Raw genomic sequence first — 20267 nt, forward strand, 5'->3', positions numbered from 1 at the left:
ATGGAAACCCTGAATTTTCAATTTCCCGCCGCCGAACCGGGGCGTGGTCGCACGCTGGTGGGCTGCGTCAGCTCTGGCGACCTGGAAGTACTGATCGAGCCTGGCACTGCCGGCAGCCTGAACATCCAGGTAGTCACCTCGGTCAACGGCAGCGCTGCCCGCTGGGCGCAACTGTTCCAGCGCCTGTTCGAGGGCCGCGCCTGGCCGGCCGTGAACATCGATATCCATGACTTCGGCGCTACCCCTGGCGTGGTGCGCCTGCGCCTTGAGCAAGGCTTCGAGGAGATTGCCCATGACTGACACTGAACGCTTGCTGCAAAGCCGTAGCTTTGTCGAACTGGGTGCCCGTCAACGGGCGCGTGCCGTGCTCGACCCGGGCAGCTTCCGTGAATTGCTGGGGCCGTTCGATCGGCTGATGTCACCCTGGTTGCCGCGCCAGGGCATCGTGCCCCAGGCCGATGATGGCGTGGTGATCGCCAAGGGCCGGCTGAACGGGCGCCAAACGGTGGTAGCCGCCATCGAAGGCGGCTTCCAGGGCGGCAGCATGGGTGAGGTGGGCGGTGCCAAGATCGCCGGCGCATTGGAGCTGGCCATCGAAGACAACCGCAACGGCATCCCCACGTGCGCCGTGCTGCTGCTGGAAACGGGCGGGGTGCGCCTGCAAGAGGCCAACCTGGGCCTGGCAGCCATTGCCGAGATTCAGGCCGCCATTGTCGAACTGCGGGCCTGGCAACCTGTGATCGGCTTGATCGCAGGTTCGGTCGGCTGCTTTGGCGGCATGTCCATCGCGGCAGGCCTGTGCAGCCATTTGCTGGTCACCCGCGAAGCCCGCCTGGGCCTCAACGGCCCGCAAGTGATCGAGCAGGAAGCCGGCATTGGCGAGTACGACGCCAAGGACCGCCCCTTCATCTGGAGCCTGACCGGTGGCGAGCAGCGCCATGCCAGCGGATTGGTGGACGGCTATGTGGCCGACGACATCGATGCACTGCGCGAACGCTTGCTGCAATTGCTGGACGCACCTTCCAGAGATCGCGCCCGCCAGCATGTCTGGTTCCTGGACAGGCTGGCCCGGCTGGGCGATGACTGCCCGCAACTGGATGCCGCTGCCGTACGCGCCCTTTATCAAGGAGAAGCCCAATGAACCGTGCCCTGAACTGGCTGCCGGGCCTGGCCGGCGGGCAAGCGTTGCCCGGTTACCCCGCATCGTTGCGGGTGATCGATGGCGAACTGGACAACCGCCTGGCGCGCTTCATCGCCGTGGTGCCTGATGCTGAAAACCCGTTCCCCCGCGCACGCTCGGGCGAGGTCGGCCTGCTGGAAGGCTGGGGCCTGGCCAAGGCCGTGAGCGAGGCGGTGGCGGCTGACCGCAACGGGCAGAAGCGGGCCATTGTCGCGGTGATCGATGTACCCAGCCAGGCCTATGGCCGCCGTGAGGAGGCCTTGGGTATCCATCAGGCCTTGGCCGGTGCCGTGCAGGCCTATGCCCAGGCGCGGCTGGCCGGGCATCCGGTGATCGGCTTGCTGGTTGGCAAGGCCATGTCGGGTGCCTTCCTGGCCCACGGCTATCAGGCCCAGCGCCTGATCGCCCTGGACGATGAAGGCGTGATGGTGCATGCAATGGGCAAGGCGGCTGCGGCGCGGATTACCCTGCGCAGCGTCGAGCAACTGGAGGCCCTGGCCGCCGAAGTGCCGCCCATGGCCTACGACCTGGATAGTTACGCCTCGCTGGGCCTGCTGTGGCGCCGCCTGACCGTGGACAACGCCGAGGCACCGAGCAGCGCCGACATTGTGCAGGTGCGTGCCTGCCTGGCCGAAGCGGTACGCGATATTGGTAGCTCGACTGACCTGTCGTCGCGGCTGGCGGGGGAAAACCGCAGTGCCTCGCGCCAGGTGCGCGAACAGCTGCGCCGCCAGTGGCAGGGCGCTTGAGATGAACGCGCCAAGGCCGCACGACCTGCTGTGGGGGATGCCCGTGTCGGGCTTGCCCACGGACGCGCCGCAGTGGGCGCTGGAGGTGTTGGCAAGCGGTCAGCCGGTGGTGGTGCGCCGTGCCACCTGTGAAGCGGGCTGGGTGGCGGTGGGGCTTCGCGGTCACGGCCGGGCGCAGCGGTTGGGTGCCTTGATGCGCCTGACCGATATCCAGCGTCAGCAAGGCCCTGAAGCGCTGCGCGTGCATGAGCAAAGCCCATGGCCTGCATTGCAGGCACTGGCTTCGGTCACACCGGTATTGCAGGCCCGTGGCTTGGCCTGGGGGCCGACGGGTGGGGTGGGGTACCAGCTTGCGACCGGCATTGAAGTGGTACACGCCGACAGTGACCTGGACCTGCTGTTGCGCACGCCACGACCGCTGGCCCGCGCCCAGGCGCGGGAGCTGCTGGATATCCTCGACTGCGCGCCGTGCAGTATCGATGTGCAACTGGAAACCCCGGCGGGTGCGGTCGCCCTGCGCGAGTGGGCCAGCTTTGCCCCCCGCGTGCTGCTCAAGTCGCCCCATGGCCCGCGCCTGGTCAGCGACCCTTGGGCCTTGATGGAGCATGTCGCATGAGCAGCCTGTTCGCCTTCCCCGGCCAGGGTGCCCAGCAGGTGGGCATGCTGCAACGCCTGCCTGAAGGTTGTGGGCAACTGCTGGAAGAGGCCAGCGATGTCCTCGGCCAGCAGGTGCTGGGCATGGATAGCCAGCAAGCCTTGCACAATACCCGCGCCGTGCAGCTGTGCCTGCTGCTGAGCGGCGTGGCCTGGGCGCGTTGGCTGATACAACGCAGCCCGGCACCGGATTATGTGGCGGGCTTGTCGATTGGTGCTTATCCGGCAGCGGTCGTGGCGGGTGCCTTGGGCTTTGCCGATGCCGTGCGCCTGGTCGCCTTGCGTGGCGAGCTGATGCAAGGTGCCTATCCGCAAGGTTACGGCATGACCGCGCTCAGTGGCCTGGACCTGGCCAGTGTCGAGCGCCTGCTGATTGAGGTGGGCGGTGAGGTATACGTCGCCAACCTCAACAGTGATAACCAGATTGTGATTGCCGGTAGCGATACGGCGATGGCTGAGGTGGCGACCAGGGCTCGTCGCCTGGGCCAAGGTGTGGCAAGGCGCTTGGCGGTCAGCGTGCCGTCGCATTGCCGGTTGCTCGACGGCCCGGCTGCGGAATTGGCCCGTGCATTCGCGACGGTCGAGCTCCAGCGGCCACGCATTACCTACCTCAGCGGCAGCAGCGCACGGCCGGTGTCCGACCCACAGCGCCTGCGCGACGACCTGGCCTGCAACATGGCGCGGGTGGTCGACTGGCGTGCTACGTTGCGCAACGCCTATGAACGCGGCGTGCGCCTGCACCTTGAAATACCGCCTGGCAGCGTACTCAGCGGGCTTGCCCGGCCCGTGTTTGAGCAGGGCAGGGTGGTGGCGGTGGAAGGTACCCGTTGGGACACCCTGGATGCGCTGCTGCGCCAGGAGGTGGCCGGCGACCGATGATGGCGGGTTTGCGGATGGCGAAGAACAACAACAAGCAACTTCGACACTACCTGAGGACAACAACAATGATCATCTATGGTGTGGCACTGCTGGCGGTCTGCACGCTGGCCGGCGTTATCGTCGGCGATTTCCTGGGCGTGCTGCTGGGCGTCAAATCCAATGTGGGCGGGGTCGGCATTGCCATGATCCTGCTGATCTGTGCACGGCTGTACATGCACCGCAACGGCGGCATGAGCAAGGAATGTGAATTCGGGGTGGGCTTCTGGGGAGCCATGTACATCCCGGTCGTGGTCGCCATGGCGGCCCAGCAGAACGTGGTCACCGCCCTGCACGGCGGGCCTGTGGCACTGCTGGCAGCGGTAGGTGCGGTGCTGGTGTGCGGCGCGACCATTGCCCTGATCAGCCGCAGCCACCGGGGTGAGCCATTGCCCGCGCTTGAACCCAGCCCCGAAACCCACGCGCAGGTTGCCCCTGCAGGAGGTCGTTGAAGATGTGGCCGATCATTGACAATGCCTTGGAACACAACGGCCTGATCACCGCTTTTGCCGTGGTGGGCGCCATCATGTGGCTGTCGGTCGTGCTGTCGAAGTACCTCACCTTCGGCCGGGTGCATGGCTCGGCCATCGCCATCGTCATCGGCCTGGTGCTGGCCTGGGTAGGCGGCACCGTCACCGGGGGGCAGAAGGGCCTGGCCGACATGGCGCTGTTCTCCGGTATCGGCCTGATGGGCGGAGCCATGCTGCGCGACTTCGCCATCGTTGCCACGGCCTTCGAAGTGCAGGCCACCGAAGCGCGCAAAGCCGGCATGATTGGCGCAGTCGCGCTGCTGTTGGGCACAGTGCTGCCGTTCATTGTCGGTGCGGCGGTGGCCTATGCCTTCGGCTACCGCGATGCCGTGAGCATGACCACCATCGGCGCGGGCGCGGTGACCTACATCGTCGGGCCGGTGACCGGGGCGGCGCTGGGGGCGAGCTCGGATGTGATGGCGCTTTCGATTGCTACCGGGCTGATCAAGGCGATCCTGGTGATGGTGTTCACACCGGTGTCGGCGCGCCTGTTGGCGCTGGATAACCCGCGTTCGGCGATGGTGTTTGGTGGTTTGGCGGGGACCGTGTCGGGGGTGACGGCGGGGCTGGCGGCGACGGACCGGCGGTTGGTGCCGTATGGGGCGTTGACGGCTACCTTCCATACCGGGTTGGGGTGCTTGATGGGGCCGTCGATTCTGTACTTCTGCGTACGCGGTCTGGTCGGCTGAAGGGAAGCTGGCGCGATCGCTGTGGAAGCGGGTACGACCCTCCCACAGCGATCGCGCCAGCTTTCAGGTTTTGTGCAATACAGTTGCTCTCAAAGGGGATGTAACTTGCTGACGACCACTGCATGAGGCCAGCATTTATCAAGATGTTGCCCAGGAAATGTCTGGTAATTTTTCGAAGAGACAGATCCTACAGCTGTTTAGGAAGCCCCAGACTCCTTGAAGAATTGATTCCCCGATAGTGTTCGTGTCTTCAGCCCGCTGGAAGACAAGGACCCCTTCATGCCCGGCCCAACTGATACCCCTCTGTTGCTTGCTCGCTATTTCGAAGCGCACTGGTGCTGCCTGATCGATTCCCTTCGAAAAATCGGGAGGCGCTTATGACCCTCAGTCAACGTATCGCCATTGCGACAGCCGAAGCCGGGCTCCCTTCTGACCAGTGCATGGCCTGCGAACGGCAAGGCCTGCCGATCCTGCCCCTGCGCCGTGCTCTGGTGCCGGACACACGCCCGCAGGGCCTCACCACCGTGGCCGGCAGCCTGCATGTCTCGGCGAAGCTGGGCGTGCGCACCTTGCGCATGGGCTACCTGTACGTGCTGCTCGACCAGCAGGTCTGGCATGCCTACGAAGTGAGCGAGCAGGGCCATCTGCGCCGCTTCAACCCCTACGAGCCGTCAGAGGGCCTGCCTGCATCGCTGCCCGAGAAGTGCGTGAATGAAAACCACGACATTCCCTCGTCCTTCCTGAACATCGACACCGACCGCTATGGCAGCGCCTGGCTGGCCTTCTCCAGCGACCCTTGGCCGGTGAGTGTGCTGAATGCCTACAAGAAGGGCCAGGCGCCTGCCCATCGCTTCGAGGGGGTAGACCTGACCCAGGCGCGTCACAACCCCGAGTTGCTGGGCATCGCCATGACGCCGGACAACCTGCGGGTCGACAAGGACGTGTTCGAGTACGCGCAGCATGGGTGTTCGCCATTCGACAGTGCGCATGGCTTTCACACGCGCTGGCTGCGAAGGTTTGCCCTGAAGGGGTATCTGGTCAACGCGATGAACCGGCACACGCTGGAGAAGGGCGTGCTGGCGGTGGTGCTGGACGATACCGTGGGTTTGATTCAGGAGTTCAACCATCAGCGGCTGAGCTGGGTGGTGAAGCGTCAGGTCTGGCGCGAGGACCCCATGCGGGCCTACCAGTTGCAGACCTCGCAAATCCTGCAAGTCATTCGCGCCACGCACCGGGAGTGGGCGGCGCAGAAGGTGCCGTCGCTGGAGCCCGTGACCGGCGACGGACCACCGGTGTTCACCGACCCGACGGTGGAGCGCCAACGGTTGGTGGAGCGGGCACAGTTGGAGAGTGACGAGCGGCTTGAGGAACGCTACGACGAAGCGAAACGGGCAGCGTTCCAGGCCGAGTATGACCAGCAGGAAATCGAGTTTCAGGGTTACATCGACAAGAACGCGCGTGCTTATGTTGCGCTGTTCGACATGCCCATGTTCAAGGTGGCCGAGCAGTACGACTACGATGGCGATCATCGTGAGTCTGGCGTGGCGTATGCCAAGACCATGGCGCTGTGCCTGGGCGGTGGTATTACCGAAGCCGTGGCACCCGATGCGTCTCCCGCAGCCGGCACCAGCGAAACGCTCTGGCTGAAATGGCTGCAGGACCCTGACAGTCCCCCTTACCGCGCGTTGCTGATGCGCGACCGTGCGTTGTTGGCCGGGCTGCTGCCCAGCTTTTCCGCCAACAACGTGATCAACTGGAATGACAGCGACAAATTCTACGGCATGCTGAGCAAGGTCATCGGCAGCGATGACGCCGGTCTGCGCATGCGCAACACCCTCAAGCAGGCCATTGCCGAAACCCAGGGTGCCCTTAACGCCGCCAGCCAACGCCTGGCACCCTGCATGTCGCCCGGTATTCAGAACGCTGTGCGGCACCTGAACAGCGCGACGCAGTATCTCTACAACGGCGTGCACCTGATCGAGCTGGAAGTGAAGATGAAGCTGGGCGAGTACTACGCCCTGCAGAGTGCCCACTTGCGCGAGTTGCAGCACAAGGCCAATGCCTCGATTGCCGAGGCCAGGGACCGGATGCATCGCAATATCGATGACTTCGACCTCCATTCAACCAAGGCCTGGAACAAGGTGCGGCCGATCATGCAGCACGGGCTGATGAGCCTGGCCGTGCTCGACCCACGGTTTACCCACACCATGATCAGCGTAACGGTATGGGTGGAGGGTACGGCTGAAGAAGTGCGTGGTCGGTTGCTTGAGGAAGCCAACATGAAGGTGACCCAGGCGAGCAGTGCGGCACAGATTGCCTTGGTGGATATCTCGGTGGCGGCGGGGACGCTGGAGGCGAATGCGCGCAAGGTGTTGAAGGACTTGCGCATTACTTCGCAGCAAGCGGCGCAGTTGGTACGGACTGGCTTTAGCGGCTTGCGGGGTGTGGCAGGCAGTTGGGAAGTATTGCTCGCGATAGGCGGATTGTATTTGCAACACGACAGCTTGAGCAGAAACCAGGAAAAGGTGGAGGTAGAGATTGGGCCAAAGGCGCATGAGGCCAAGCTGGCGTTGCAAGGTTCGCTGCTGGGGATATTGGGCGGGCAGATTGAGTTGATTGGGCTCGTAATGCGCTCCAGCACCAGCAACATAAACAGGCCATGGGCTCGGGGGGCTGCTGTCACTGGAAAAGCCATCATAAAAATAGGCGCTGTATTGAGTGCAGTTGCAGGTGTTTTTGACACGGTACAAGCGATTTTGGCGAGAAAACGCACTTTGGCCACTGGTGATACTACAGCTGCTCAGCAATATAAATATGCATATATTGTGTCTGGGGCGAGTGCGGTGGCGTTTGTGGTTGCAGTTTTCAGACCTTTCGTGTTTGGCCCTCTGGGCGTTGCAATCACACTGTCTCTAGTCGCCTATGAGTTGAGCAAGCGAGCGGAAAATAATGACTCAACGGCTCTCGAACGCTGGGCACGTCGATGCTATTTCGGGCTCGCCAACGAAACACCCTCCATACACTGGAATGCTCCGGAGTTTTCAGACATTGCATTCGCCGAGCTTAATGCAGCGACGTTGGGTGTTCAGGTGAAGCTACACTTTGAGTCGAGTTTGGCTACGGACCCTACACTCCCCAAGGTAGGAGGCTTGGTCAGCTTGAACACGGTGCAACAGCTCAAGTTTCTCGTCACATTACCCAGGTTTAGTAAGGCGAAATCCGCCTATCGCTGGAAACTGATAGCGCATCGTTTCGGTGACGGAACGTTTCCGGATTTCGTAGGTGGAGAGACTATTGCCTCGGGCGATTACCTGGCACACGCAACGAAATCACTTTCTCCTTCATCTTCATTTTCTAAATTTTCGCCCCCGCGCCACCCGGACTATGCAAGTGTTTTTCCCATTGATGAAAACCAGAGACCCTATGCTGTCGAAGATGGCAGTGTTCAGCTTGAGATTTCTGGGGTTGTACCTCTGGTTCCTATGATTGGGACCCACAGCTTGCTCGCCGCCACCCTGCTGATTATGTATTGGCCCGACCGCAATTTACCGGACGCCTATATTGAAGTTTGCTCTCGGGAGATGAATGAATGACGCTTAAGCCCAAGGTTTTGTGGGAGCGTGCTATAGGTTGGAGCTATGATCTGCCTTCAACGGGAGAGGAGCCAGATGGCCGCTGCTGGGTAGAGGCTGTAGATCCCTCGCCTAATTATTTTGATGATGTCTACCTTGAGCTGCCGAGGAAAACAATAAGCCTTCGAGGGGTTTCAGCATTAATCGGTATTCCTGGTTTGCTTTTTTGCGCTGGTTCGATACTTTCTTTGTACTGGGATTTATTCGTGTACGGATTGCAGCGTGACTGGTTAGTGAATGTATTATTTCTGATTGGCTCGCCAATCATTCTATGGGCACTCATCCCTTACGCGATAGAGGACCTCGTCTTGCCCAGAGACGAACCCATCCGCTTCAATCGCCGGCGTCGAAAAATCTACATCTACGAGTACAAGATCGACCGCATTTTCATTTTCAGCCGCAAACGTCGCGGTGTCCGACCCGTCGCCCATAACTGGGACGACGTCACCGCCGAGGTCTACCGCATTTACGCCCCCGGCCACGGGGGCCTGATCGAAAACGTCATGCTGTCAGTCCGTAACCCCGAAACCAATGAAGTCATTGACCGTGTCTTCTTCACGCATACCTTGGATCAAGGCAAGGCCTACTGGGCTATCGCCCGGCTCTTCATGCAACAAGGCCCTGAAGCCCTGCCCAAGTTCGTGCATCCCCCCCGCGACTGGAATGATGACGATGGCTTGAGCCATATGCATTGCCTGGCACCAAAGGTTCAGTGGCCAGCGGACATCGACCGTGAATCCCGTACTGCACCGTCTGACGCAGAGGCCCAATGAGCGGGGACAACCTGTGGCGCAGAGATAGAGAGCGGGTTAAGCATTTCCTGGTCGAAGGTGCGGCGGTTTGGGAACTCGGGCATGCCCGTTCCCACAGTGATCACGTCGTCTTCAAGAAATTCAGCGAGGTACCCCCACTTCGGGGGAATGCTGCCGGGTGATCCTCCCCAATCTGTTTCGGTTACCACCATAACTAACTGAAAAAAATAGAAATATTCTTCTGGCACACACCTTGCTCCACACCTCCGCAGAGTCCCCGTGCCCCGGAGGTGCAGCATGTCTACGCCACGCAAAGGCCCCCTTCTGTCATCACTCGTTCTGGCCCTGCTCGGCTGGGAAACGACCAGCGAGGCGGCCGTGCAATGCCAGCGCACCTTGGTCGCCAACGTGGTGGCGCTGGACCAGCCCCTGATGTTCAACCGCCTTGGCGCGCAAAACGCCAACGGCATGATGTTCGCCCTTCGTGAAGATGTGGTGGACGACAAGCAGGTCCCCCTCAGCAAGGGTGGGGCCGCTGTCCCGGGCAAGGTCACCTTGCGCCCGGACAAGCGCCCACGGCCGATCGTGCTGCGGGTGGCCGCCGGTGACTGCCTCACGGTCAACCTGACCAACCTGCTGGCGTACCAGGCCAACCCCAACAAGCACGGTATCGACCCCGAAGAAAACGAGGTCGAAGGTGAAGAGGAAGGCCCGGAAACCGAGGTCGAAAACGAAGGTGGTGAACATTTCGTTGCCGACGAGCAAGTCAATGACCGACATGTCGGCTTCCAGGTAAACGGCATGCAGGCGGTCAACAGCATTGGCGACATCGCCGCCAACACTGGCCGCAATGGCAACTTCCTGGTGTCGCCCGGCAACACCCGCAGCTACACCCTGTACGCCGAGCGCGAGGGGGCCTTTGCGGCCACCAGCCAGGGCGCGACCTTTGGTGGCCAGGGCGGGGCGGGTAACGTTGCCAACGGCCTGTTCGGCCAGGTGGTGGTTGTACCCAAAGGTGGGCGAACCTACCGCAATACCCTGACCGAAGAAGAAATGCGCCTGGCCACCACCGGCCGTACCGCCACCGGCCAGCCGGTGATCGATTACCAGGCCCGCTACCCGCAGGCCGAACCGTGGCTCACCGAGGGCAAGGCCGGCAAGCCGATCATTGCCATGGTCGACGGCAATGAAATTCTCAACAGCGAAACCGACGCCATCGTCATGGGGCCGAACCCCGATGGCAGCTTCCCGCGTTCGACCTACCCGCTGGAAAGCGTCAACAAGCGCAACCCGGCACTGCCCAACCGGCTGGAAGCGTTCCGCGACTTCGCCTCGCAGTTTGCCGATGAGGTGGCCGCCACCCAAGCCTTCCCGGGCTACTGGGCGGACCCGGTGATGGGCCATGTGCTGGAGCCGACCCGCGATTCGTTCATGATCAACTACGGTTCTGGCGGCATGGGCGCTGAAGTGGTCGCCAACCGCCTGGGCGTGGGGCCGATGCACGACTGCCTGTCGTGCGCGTACGAGGAGTTCTTCCTCAGTGCCCACACCGTAGGCGATATCGGCACCCTCGTGGACGTGCCAGCCAACGTCGGCCTGGAAAACATTCGCCCAGGCGAAACGCCGCCGGCCAGCGCCGTGGGCGTCAAGGCCAACATGGCCCTGTACCCGGCAGAACCCGCCAACGTGCACCACAGCTACATTGGCGACTTCACCAAGTTCCGCAACACCCACAATGGCCACGAACAGCACATCTTCCACCTGCATGGCCACCAGTGGCTGTTCAACCCCAACGACGACAACTCCGACTACATCGACGCCCAAGGCATCGGCCCGGGCATTGGTTACACCTACGAAATCGCCAACGGCGGTTCGGGTAACCGCAACCGGGTGGCGGGCGACGCGATTTACCACTGCCACTTCTACCCGCACTTCGCCCAGGGCATGTGGGCCATGTGGCGGGTACATGACGTGTTCGAGGAAGGCACCCGGCTGGAAGTGAGCGGGCAGGGCGAAAATGGATTCCACAGCACGCCGTTCGCCCTGCGCAGCGGCAAACCGGCCGTTGGCGCCCGGGCGTTGCCTGATGGCGAGATCGTTGCCGGTACGCCGATTCCTGCCATCGTGCCGCTGCCTGGCAAGGCCATGGCGCCGATGCCGGGCAAGGTGGTGGTGGTGCCCAAGCTGTCCGAAGAACTGGTCGCTGCCAATGACGATGACGATGAAGAAGAGGGCGACGACGATCACGCCAACGAAACACCAGCGCGCAAGGCCGTGGGTTCGCTGGCACTGGTCGACCGCACCGATGCCAACCGCAACGCCGATGGCACGCTGAAAAACCCAGGCTACCCGTTCTGGATCGGCGGCATGGAAAGCAGCGTGGGCAATCGCCCGCCAACCCCGCCACTGGACATGCTCGACCCGGCCCTGGCCCGGCAGCTGAAAGACAGCGGCAAAGCCCTGTGGGCAAACCTGGACCCCAACCAGGTCGATGGCTGGGATGGCGGCCTGGGCCGGCACGCGCTAGACGGCGTGTCTGCAGGCGGCGAAGCGGTGACCACCACTACCAAGCTGGACTTCTCCAAGGTGGTGCACAAGGCCAAGCCCATCTACCTGCCGGAAGAAGGCACCGATGTCGAACAGGCCGCCATGCAGTTCCACGCCAAGGCCGAGCACCCAAGCTTTGCCCTGGTGCCCGGCAGCCAACCCGTTGCCAAGGCGTTCCGCACCAACGGCGCCTTGCCCACGGCCGGCGCGCCGTTCTACGAACCGTGCATGGATGACCGTGGCAAACGCCTGACCCAAACCTCGGGGGTAGGCGAGTACGTCAGTGGTGAGAGCCTTACCGGCATGAACTTCCGGGGTTCGTCCACCTTCACCGCCGACCGCCCGCGTATCTACAAGGGCGCCAACATCCAGTTCGACGCGGTGTACAACAAGGTCGGCTACCACTTCCCGCAGGCGCGCATCCTGGCGCTGTGGGAAGACGCCTGGCCAGTCATCACCAAGCAGCGCCCGCCAGAGCCGCTGGTGATGCGCATGAACACCTTCGACTGCACCATGTACACCCACACCAACCTGATCCCGTCGTACTACGAAATGGACGACTACCAGGTGCGTACCCCCACCGACGTGATCGGCCAGCACATCCACCTGCCCAAGTGGGACCTGACCGCCGCTGACGGCTCGGCCAACGGCTGGAACTATGAAGACGGCATTCTCTCGCCCGGCAGCGTGGTAGAACGTGTGCATGCCATTCGTGCCTACAACGGCTGCACCGAAGGCGACAGCCGCGACGGCACTGCTGCCTGCCCGAAAGCCAAGCAGCACCCATACTTCGGCCGCTTTGGCCGGGCTGACTGGCTGGGCGCACGCACGGCCATGCAGCGCTGGTTTGCCGACCCGCTGGTAAACGTGAACAACGTCGACCGTGGCCTGGGCACCATCTTTACCCACGACCACCTCGGCCCATCGACCCACCAGCAGCTCGGGCTGTATGCCACCGTGCTGGCCGAGCCTGCCGGCTCCACCTGGTACCATGCCGAAACGGGCGAGCAACTGTACAACCCGGCCACGCGCCAGGACGGCGGGCCGACTTCGTGGCAGGCGGTGATCAAGACCGGTGACCACGATGGCGACGGCAAGAACGACAGCTACCGTGAGTTCTTCCTGGAGTACAGCGACTTCCAGCATGCCTATGAAGCCGGTGTGTATGTGGGTGCAGGCCCGGACGGCATCCCCAATGGCCAGTCCTACCCGGCCACGGCCGACAGCTTCCGCTATGCCATCAACCCGCCAGTCCGGCAGAAGGCATCCAACCTGCTGGAATCGGTGGTCGAGTCGCGCGGTGGCCTGGCCCCTGGTTGCCCAAGCCGGCCTTGCCCACAGGCGATTTCGGTGGATGACCCGGGCATGTTCGTCGTCAACTACCGCAACGAGCCGCTGGCCCTGCGCGTGTTCGACCCGAACAAGGTCGGCCCCGACGGCAAACGTGGCATGCAGGCGGACGGCCTGGCCGGCGACCTGAGCTACGCCTTGCAAAGCCGCACCGACCGTGCGATCCCGGCCATGAACATGGCGCCGTCGGCGATCACCTCGGCGGTTGGCCCTACCGGTGGCACCACGCTGTTCCCACCGCACATCAACAAGGCCGGCAGCGAGCCGGGCGACCCGTTCACGCCCATGCTGCGCACCTACTCTGGCGACAACGTGCGCCTGCGCCTGCATGCCGGTGGCCACGAAGAGGAACACAACGTCACTCTGCACGGTGTGAAGTGGCTGCAGAATGGCTCGGGCTTCGGCAACAGTTCCAACTCGGGCTGGAAGGCCTCGCAGATGATCGGTATTTCCGAGCAGATGGGCTTCATGGCACCGGTGTCGATGATTTCCAGCTCCGCCGCTACCAACGGTGATTACCTGTACTCCATGGACGCGGCGCTGGAAGGCTACTGGAACGGTATCTGGGGGGTGATGCGCAACTACACCGCTCAACGCGCCGACCTGTTCCCGCTGCCGAACAACACCCAGCCGGTGGCCATGCGCAACACCGTGAACTTTGACGGCATCTGCCCGAAAACCACCGCCAACCCCAACGGCATCGGTACCCGTACCACGGTCAAGCGCAGCTACGAGATTGTCGCGGCGCTGGCCAACGACATTCTCGAAAACCGCAACGTTGTCAGCATCAACGACCCGGCCGGAGCGGGCCAGCATGTCGGCGGCCCCCTGAAGGCCAATGGCGGCACGCTGGTGTTCAACAGCCGCAAGACCAGCATCCCGCAGGTTACGGTGGTGGACGAAGAAGACGGCACCACCTTCACCGTGGGTGGCCACAGCGCGCCACTGCATGACCCGACCGCCGTGCTGTACGTGCGCAAGGCCGACCTGGACACCACCACCGGCAAGCTCAAGGCCGGTGTACCGGTGGAGCCGCTGGTGCTGCGCGCCAACGCCGGGGACTGCATCAGCATCACCCTGGAAAACCGCCTGCCACAGGTCATGCCAGACCTGCCAAGCACCGCCGTGATGCAGAACGTGGTCAAGCGTGACCGCTTCGACAGCGAAGGCTCCACCGCCTTCAACAACAACCTGATGCGGCCTTCCAGCCATGTGGGCCTGCATGCCCAGTTGCTGGCCTACGACATCACCAAGTCCGACGGTGCCAACGTGGGCGCCAACCCGGTGCAAACCGTGCCACCCCGGGCGGGCAACAGTGGGGCCTATCCAAGCCGGGTGTACCAGTACTACGCCGGGCACCTGGAGCGCGAAGGCAAGCCGGTGCTGCAACTGGGCCGCACGGTGGACAACATCAACACCACCGCCATCGAGTTCGGTGGCCTGAACCTGGCGCCGTCGGACTTCATCAAGCAGCCGCAGAAAGGCCTGGTGGGTGCCATGAGCATCCTGCCGCAAACCGCGACCTGGACCGAAGACACCGCCAGCCGGGCCCAGGCCACGGTCAAGGTCACCGGCCAGCCCGACTACCGCGACCTGGTCACGGTGTGGCAACGCTCGATGAACATGCGCTGGGCTGATGGCCGCCCGGTCGAAGGCATCGCCACCGAAGGCAATGGCGTGCCGGGCGACCCGAAAGACAACGGCAACATGGCCATGAACTACAAGACCGAACCGCTGTGGCTGCGCTTTGGCCTGGCACCGGATGCCCCCTTCGGCCATGCCGATGGCTTCGGCTTCGCCGATGTGCCGAACGCGCACATGGCCTACAGCAACGCCCTGGTCGGCGGTGACCCGCAAACCCCGGTGCTGTATGCCAAGCCCGGCCAGCCTGTGCGCAGCCATGTGCTGATGCCCAGTGGTGGCAGCCGCGGTATCACCTACCAGCTCGATGGGCACCTGTGGCCGTTGCACAACTACCAGGCCGAGAAGAGCGACGCGGATGGCTACCCGATGAGCCTGCCCGGCATCGGCTCGGTGCGCTTCGGCTACAACCCGATGGCCATGTACATCGGCGCCCAGGAAAGCGTACTGCCAGCGGCACACTTCAGCTTCATGCTGCCCAGTGCCGGCGGTGCCAACGCGGTGGCGGGTGACTACCTGTTCCGCGACTACGCCGCCTACGGCAACCTTTCGGGGCTGTGGGGGATTTTGCGGGTGACCAACGAAGCGCCGCCGGCAACGGCCCCGGCGCAGTGACGGAAGGGGAGCGCGAGCATGAACAAGAAGACTCGCCCTGCTTACTTGGGGGTAGTACTGGGAGTGGCACTGATCGGCCTGGGCGTGGCGTATGAAAAGCTCTGGTGCGATCCCCGCGAGCTGTTGCAGGAAACGGCCGAACCGCAGGCCCCGCACCGGCTCATCCGGGATGGCGTAACCGTGGAGTTCGAGGCCCGGCCGCTGGCCGGGGGCGAGCTGAAGGAAGGCGGTTTCGCCAACATCCGCTTCAAACTCAGCGACCAGACCAGTGGCCAGCCGCTATCGGGTATGGCGCCGGGGGCGTGGATCGACCCGGCGCAGTCGGCCCCGGTGGGCGACCGTGACCAGAGCTGCAAGGCGCGGGTTGCGCTGTTTCTCAAGAGCAGCATCGGTGCCCGACCGCTGCTCGACCTGAACAGCTACTTCCTGTTGATGCTGAACAACGACGCCAGCCTGACGGTGATCGACCCCACCGTCTCGGTGGGCGGCGTGACCAGCACCATGGCGCGCATCGACCTGCCCGGGCGGCCCATGGACTGGGCGGCCACCAGCGACGACAAGCAGGTATTCGTGTCGATCCCCGAGCGCGGCAAGGTGGCGGTGATCGATACCGAGACCTTTACCCGCGTGGCTGACCTGGACGCTGGCGACCAGCCGTTGCGTGTGGCCCTGCAACCCGATCAGCACCGGCTGTGGGTGGGCAACAACAGCCGTGACCCGGCCAAGGGTGGGGTCACGGTGATCGACGTGCCGGGGCGCACCACCCTGAAAAGCTTCAACACCGGCACCGGGCACCACGAAATCGCCTTCAGCGCCGACTCGCGCTTTGCCTACGTCAGCAACCGTGACAGTGGCACCCTGAGCGTGATCGACATCCCGGAAATGCGCCTGGCCAAAACCATCAAGGTGGGCCCGCACCCGCTGTCGGTCAGCTATTCGGCGCTGTCCCAGGCGGTGTATGTGGTCGATGGCGAGGAAGGCAGCGTGCGGGTGTTCGATGCCCGCAGCCACCAGCTGCGCCATACGGTCAAGGCCGAGCAGGGCCTGGGGCCCATGCGCTTCAGCAGTGACGGCCGTTACGGCATCGTGCTCAACACCCTGGAAAACCAGGCGCTGGTGATCGACGCCAGTACCGACAAGCTGATCCACCACATCCCGGTGGCGGCCGAACCGTACCAGCTCACCTTCACCAAGGGCTATGCCTACGTGCGTGGCCTGGCTTCGCCGAAGGTGACCATGATCAACCTGTCCAGCCTCGGTGAGGGGCGCTCGCCCATTGTCCAGGGCTTCGAGGCCGGCCCGGCGGCGCCGCGCCAGGCCGGTGACCTGCCGCTGGCCCAGGGGTTGTCGGTATCGCGTGACGACAATTCGGTGTTCGTGGTCAACCCGGTGGACAACACCACCTACTTCTACGCCGAAGGCATGAACGCGCCGATGTCCGGTTACAACAACCGTGGCCACCAGGCCCGCGCCGCCCTCGTCGTCGACCGCAGCCTGCGCGAGGTGGCGCCTGGGGTGTACGGCTCGACAGTGAAGCTGCCCGCCGCCGGCAAGTTCGACGTGGCCTTCCTGCTCAACCAGCCGCAAATCATCCACTGCTTCAGCACCGACGTGGCCGAAGCCCCCAATACCGGCAAGCGCAAGGGCGCGCATGCCGAGTTCATTGGCCTGGACCAGCCGATGTCGCAGCACAGCGCCATCAACGCGCGCGTGCGCATCGTCGGCGACGACGGCCAGCCACGCCTGGGCCTGAACGACCTGAGCTTGCGCTACTTCCTGGCGCCGTCGTCGATGCCACGCAACCTGCAACTGCAGGAGGTGGGCGAGGGCGTGTACCAGGCGGCCCTGACCCTGCCCGAGGCTGGCGCTTGGTACCTGCATGTGCAGTCGCCTTCGCTGGGGCGCAAGTTTGCCGAAGAGAACTACACCAGCCTGCGCGTCCTGCCGGCTGCAGCGACCAACGCTTCCCAGACTGACGTGAGGAATGTGCGATGAACTCCCAGCATGCTTTCACACTGTTGGCCCTGAGCCTGGCACTGGCCAGCAACCTGGCCCTGGCCCACGCCGGACACGATCACAAAGGCCACGCCGAGCAGCCTCCGGCGGCGAGCCAGGAAAAGACCAGCGTGCGCTTTGCCGACGTTTCGCTGCTGAACCAGGACGGCATGCCGGTGCGGCTGGAGAGAGACCTGGTAGGTGATCATCTGGTCGTCATGGGTTTTATCTACACCAGCTGCACCACGGTGTGCCCGGTGGTGTCGTCGATCATGGGCAAGGTCCAGCAACAACTGGGTGGCCGGGTAGGCGAGGAAATCCACATGGTGTCGATCAGCGTGGACCCGCAGCGTGACGACGCCAAGCGCCTGCAAGATTACGCCAAGGCCTTCCAGAAGGGGCCAGGCTGGAGCTGGCTGACCGGCACCCCGTACGCCATCACCGAAACCCTCAAGGGCCTGGGCAGTTTCAGCGCCGACCTCAGTCAGCACCCGCCGCTGATTCTGGTCGGTGACGGGCGCAGCGGGCACTGGACGCGTTATTACGGCTTCACCGACCCGGCGGTACTGATCGAAGAAATCAACCGCCTCAGCGCCCGCCGGGTGCATGCCAAGAGCACAGCCATCGCCGACCATCACGAGGTGCAACCATGAGCATTGTCACTTCCCGCCGCGCTGGCATGCGCGCGTTCGACTGGCTGGTACTGGGCGGCTGCCTGTGGATCCTCGCCTCGGTGGCGTTCGCCCACGAAGGCCATGCGCCGCAGGCGCCAGCGCCACAGCCGGCGCCCCAGGCGATGACCAGCGGCGGCGGCACCCGCGATGCCCAGACCTGGTTCACCGACACCGTGCTGAAGGACCAGAACGGCCGCGAACTGCGCTTTTACAGCGATGTGCTCAAGGACAAGGTGGTGATGCTCAACGTGATCTTCACCCACTGCACCGACGCCTGCCCGCTAATCACCCGCAAACTGCGTGAAGTGCGCGAAGCCATGGGGCCGCAGCTGGCCAGCCAGGTGACCTTCGTCTCGATCAGCAGCGACCCGCTCAACGATACCCCGCAGGCGCTCAAGGCGTTTGCCGAGAAACAGGGGGTGGATGGGCCGAACTGGTTGTTCCTGACCGGGGACAAGGCCAATGTCGACCTGGTGCTTGGGCGTATCGGCCAGTTTCTGCCAAGCCCCGAGCAGCATTCGACGCAGTTGATTGCCGGTGATGTGGCGGGCAAACGCTGGAGCAAGATCCGCCCGGATGCGCCAGCCATGGCCATTGCCCAGCGCATGCAGCTGCTGACCCAGCCTTTGGCTGGCCGGTGATTGCCATGACACGGATCCTGTGGGATCAGCCACTGTGGGCGCGGCTTTTGTGGGAGCGGCCTTGTGTCGCGAAAGGGCTGCGCAGCAGCCCCGGCAACAGCAGCCTTAGCCCAAAAAGCGGGGAGCGCTGCGCGCTCCTTTCGCGACGCAAGGCCGCTCCCACAGTGATCCGAGCAGGGCTTTCGATCTGTTTTGCATATTTGCTGGGTATGGCATCTTTGGCCTCAGCCATGGACCTCACCGACCACGAAAAAGCCGGCAAACGCCTCTACCGCGAGGGCGTCTCCAGCAGTGACGCCCAACTGCAAGCCCGGGTTGGTGCCAGCGACATGACGGTGCCCGCCAGCGTGTTGCCCTGTGCCAGCTGCCACGGTAACGACGGCCGTGGCCGTGCCGAAGGTGGTGTACGCCCGCCCAGCCTCGACTGGCAACGCCTGGCACTTGGCCAAGGCACGCGCGAGGCCAACGGCCGCAGCTACCCGGCTTATACCGACAGCAGCCTGGCCCGGGCCATTCAGCATGGCGTGGACCCGGCCGGCAACCGCCTGGACCCAGCCATGCCACGCTTCGAGCTGACCCTGGCCGACCAGCGCAACCTCACCGCCTACCTCAAGCGCCTGGCCGAGGAACGAGACCCCGGTGTAGAGGAGGGCGTGCTGCGCCTGGGCACCTTGTTACCCGCGAACGGCCCGCTGGCGGAAGCTGGGCAGGTGGTACGTGCGGTGCTGGAAGACGGCGTGGCACAACTCAATCAGCAAGGTGGCATACACGGGCGGCGCCTGGAGCTGGTCGTGCTTGATCCGGGCTTCGACCCTGCCAGCGCCGAGCAAGCCTTGCAGCGGTTGCTGGAGCAGGAGCGCGTGTTCGCTTTGATCTCGCCCTTGGCACCCATGCTTGACCAACGCCTGGCAACCTTGCTGGCGCCACAGAATGTGCCCCTGATCGGCAGCACGCCACGTAGCGGCGGCAGCCCACAGATCTTCGACCCGCTGCCCGGCCTGCCCGTGCAGTTGCTTAGCCTGGCCGCCCATGCCCGTGCTGCGCTGGGCCTGGCCCCCGGTGAGCTACGTGTGGTGTATGCCGGCAACGAGCAGGCCGCATTGGCTGAACAGGTTCGCGAGCGCCTGCAGCAGCAAGGCTGGGCGCCCGCCATCCAGGCCTTCGACGGCCAGGCCGTGGACGGGCAGGGCATCGTCTTCCTTGGCCGTGCCCAGGCCTTTGCCGAATTGGCGGCCGCGTTGCAGGCGGCAGGCCGTCAGCCCTACCTGTTCGCTGCCTCCAGCCAGGTGGCCGGTGCGGTGGCACGCTTGCCCGAGCAGTGGTCGCAACGCGTGTTCCTGGCCTATCCCTATGTGCCGGAAGACTGGACCGAGCAGGGGCTGGCGACCTTGGCCGGTCTGCAGCAGCGCCAGGGCCTCGACCCACGCCAGGCATCGTTGCAGGTCAACACCCTGTGCGCGCTACGGTTGCTGAGCGAAGCGCTGAAGCAGATAGGCCGTGACGCCAGTCGCGAGCAACTGATTGCCGCGTTGGAGGGCCTGCACGATGTGGCCACCGGCCTGACCCCGGCCTTGGGCTTTGGCCCAGGTCGCCGCCAGGGCATGGCGGGCGCCCATGTGGTGGCAGTGGCGCTACCTGGGCCGCGTTTCACCTCGGTTACCCCGTACCGGCCAGTGCCGGATACCCCTTGAGCGGAGGCTGCC

Annotated in this window: 14 protein-coding genes; all 14 read left to right on the forward strand. The window is 63.8% G+C overall.

The window, feature by feature from the left end:
• The 14 genes from A0O30_RS19250 to A0O30_RS19315 all read left to right on the forward strand — a co-directional run bounded on the left by A0O30_RS19250 (window position 1) and on the right by A0O30_RS19315 (window position 20255).
• Entirely contained in the window at window positions 1-300 is a 300-nt protein-coding gene (locus A0O30_RS19250; RefSeq protein WP_105947561.1) for a malonate decarboxylase subunit delta, read from the forward strand.
• Window positions 293-1141: a biotin-independent malonate decarboxylase subunit beta gene (locus A0O30_RS19255; RefSeq protein WP_105947562.1), complete on the forward strand. Its 849-nt coding sequence runs from the start codon at window positions 293-295 to the stop codon at window positions 1139-1141. Before A0O30_RS19250 ends, A0O30_RS19255 begins: the two co-directional genes overlap by 8 nt.
• Complete coding sequence (gene mdcE, locus A0O30_RS19260; protein ID WP_105947563.1) at window positions 1138-1929, forward strand: biotin-independent malonate decarboxylase subunit gamma; 792 nt, start codon at window positions 1138-1140, stop codon at window positions 1927-1929. The genes A0O30_RS19255 and mdcE overlap by 4 nt, the downstream gene beginning before the upstream one ends.
• A 1-nt stretch (window position 1930) precedes the next feature.
• On the forward strand, window positions 1931-2545 hold the full coding sequence (locus A0O30_RS19265; protein ID WP_105947564.1) for a malonate decarboxylase holo-ACP synthase: 615 nt from the start codon (window positions 1931-1933) through the stop codon (window positions 2543-2545).
• Window positions 2542-3462: a malonate decarboxylase subunit epsilon gene (gene mdcH / locus A0O30_RS19270; RefSeq protein ID WP_105947565.1), complete on the forward strand. Its 921-nt coding sequence runs from the start codon at window positions 2542-2544 to the stop codon at window positions 3460-3462. Before A0O30_RS19265 ends, mdcH begins: the two co-directional genes overlap by 4 nt.
• Window positions 3463-3527: 65 nt before the next feature.
• Window positions 3528-3950, forward strand: a complete 423-nt coding sequence (gene madL, locus A0O30_RS19275; RefSeq protein ID WP_105947566.1) for a malonate transporter subunit MadL — start codon at window positions 3528-3530, stop codon at window positions 3948-3950.
• 2 nt (window positions 3951-3952) lie between these two features.
• Window positions 3953-4717 carry a malonate transporter subunit MadM gene (gene madM / locus A0O30_RS19280; RefSeq protein ID WP_105947567.1) on the forward strand — a complete coding sequence of 255 codons (765 nt, stop codon included), beginning with the start codon at window positions 3953-3955 and terminating at the stop codon, window positions 4715-4717.
• A 377-nt stretch (window positions 4718-5094) separates the two neighbouring features.
• On the forward strand, window positions 5095-8310 hold the full coding sequence (locus tag A0O30_RS19285) for a T6SS effector BTH_I2691 family protein (protein ID WP_105947568.1): 3216 nt from the start codon (window positions 5095-5097) through the stop codon (window positions 8308-8310).
• On the forward strand, window positions 8307-9122 hold the full coding sequence (locus tag A0O30_RS28045; RefSeq protein ID WP_256589722.1) for a DUF6708 domain-containing protein: 816 nt from the start codon (window positions 8307-8309) through the stop codon (window positions 9120-9122). The genes A0O30_RS19285 and A0O30_RS28045 overlap by 4 nt, the downstream gene beginning before the upstream one ends.
• A 276-nt stretch (window positions 9123-9398) precedes the next feature.
• Window positions 9399-15254 (forward strand): manganese-oxidizing multicopper oxidase MnxG, encoded by a 5856-nt coding sequence (gene mnxG, locus A0O30_RS19295; protein WP_105947570.1) that lies wholly within the window; start codon window positions 9399-9401, stop codon window positions 15252-15254.
• 18 nt (window positions 15255-15272) lie between these two features.
• A complete protein-coding gene (locus tag A0O30_RS19300; RefSeq protein ID WP_105947571.1) occupies window positions 15273-17249 on the forward strand; it encodes a cytochrome D1 domain-containing protein in 1977 nt (658 codons plus the stop codon).
• On the forward strand, window positions 17246-17902 hold the full coding sequence (locus A0O30_RS19305) for an SCO family protein (protein WP_105947572.1): 657 nt from the start codon (window positions 17246-17248) through the stop codon (window positions 17900-17902). Before A0O30_RS19300 ends, A0O30_RS19305 begins: the two co-directional genes overlap by 4 nt.
• Complete coding sequence (locus A0O30_RS19310) at window positions 17899-18564, forward strand: SCO family protein (protein WP_105947573.1); 666 nt, start codon at window positions 17899-17901, stop codon at window positions 18562-18564. The genes A0O30_RS19305 and A0O30_RS19310 overlap by 4 nt, the downstream gene beginning before the upstream one ends.
• 209 nt (window positions 18565-18773) lie before the next feature.
• On the forward strand, window positions 18774-20255 hold the full coding sequence (locus tag A0O30_RS19315; RefSeq protein ID WP_371921631.1) for an ABC transporter substrate-binding protein: 1482 nt from the start codon (window positions 18774-18776) through the stop codon (window positions 20253-20255).
• Window positions 20256-20267: the final 12 nt, after the last annotated feature.

It is taken from the genome of Pseudomonas sp. LLC-1 (genome assembly GCF_002992185.1).
Classification (GTDB): Bacteria; Pseudomonadota; Gammaproteobacteria; order Pseudomonadales; family Pseudomonadaceae; genus Aquipseudomonas; species Aquipseudomonas monteilii.

Bases quoted from the DNA above. Each gene is read 5' to 3' on its own strand.
- A0O30_RS19250 (WP_105947561.1), top strand. From the start codon at position 1: ATGGAAACCCTGAATTTTCAATTTCCCGCCGCCGAACCGGGGCGTGGT.
- A0O30_RS19255 (WP_105947562.1), top strand. From the start codon at position 293: ATGACTGACACTGAACGCTTGCTGCAAAGCCGTAGCTTTGTCGAACTG.
- mdcE (WP_105947563.1), top strand. From the start codon at position 1,138: ATGAACCGTGCCCTGAACTGGCTGCCGGGCCTGGCCGGCGGGCAAGCG.
- A0O30_RS19265 (WP_105947564.1), top strand. From the start codon at position 1,931: ATGAACGCGCCAAGGCCGCACGACCTGCTGTGGGGGATGCCCGTGTCG.
- mdcH (WP_105947565.1), top strand. From the start codon at position 2,542: ATGAGCAGCCTGTTCGCCTTCCCCGGCCAGGGTGCCCAGCAGGTGGGC.
- madL (WP_105947566.1), top strand. From the start codon at position 3,528: ATGATCATCTATGGTGTGGCACTGCTGGCGGTCTGCACGCTGGCCGGC.
- madM (WP_105947567.1), top strand. From the start codon at position 3,953: ATGTGGCCGATCATTGACAATGCCTTGGAACACAACGGCCTGATCACC.
- A0O30_RS19285 (WP_105947568.1), top strand. From the start codon at position 5,095: ATGACCCTCAGTCAACGTATCGCCATTGCGACAGCCGAAGCCGGGCTC.
- A0O30_RS28045 (WP_256589722.1), top strand. From the start codon at position 8,307: ATGACGCTTAAGCCCAAGGTTTTGTGGGAGCGTGCTATAGGTTGGAGC.
- mnxG (WP_105947570.1), top strand. From the start codon at position 9,399: ATGTCTACGCCACGCAAAGGCCCCCTTCTGTCATCACTCGTTCTGGCC.
- A0O30_RS19300 (WP_105947571.1), top strand. From the start codon at position 15,273: ATGAACAAGAAGACTCGCCCTGCTTACTTGGGGGTAGTACTGGGAGTG.
- A0O30_RS19305 (WP_105947572.1), top strand. From the start codon at position 17,246: ATGAACTCCCAGCATGCTTTCACACTGTTGGCCCTGAGCCTGGCACTG.
- A0O30_RS19310 (WP_105947573.1), top strand. From the start codon at position 17,899: ATGAGCATTGTCACTTCCCGCCGCGCTGGCATGCGCGCGTTCGACTGG.
- A0O30_RS19315 (WP_371921631.1), top strand. From the start codon at position 18,774: ATGGCATCTTTGGCCTCAGCCATGGACCTCACCGACCACGAAAAAGCC.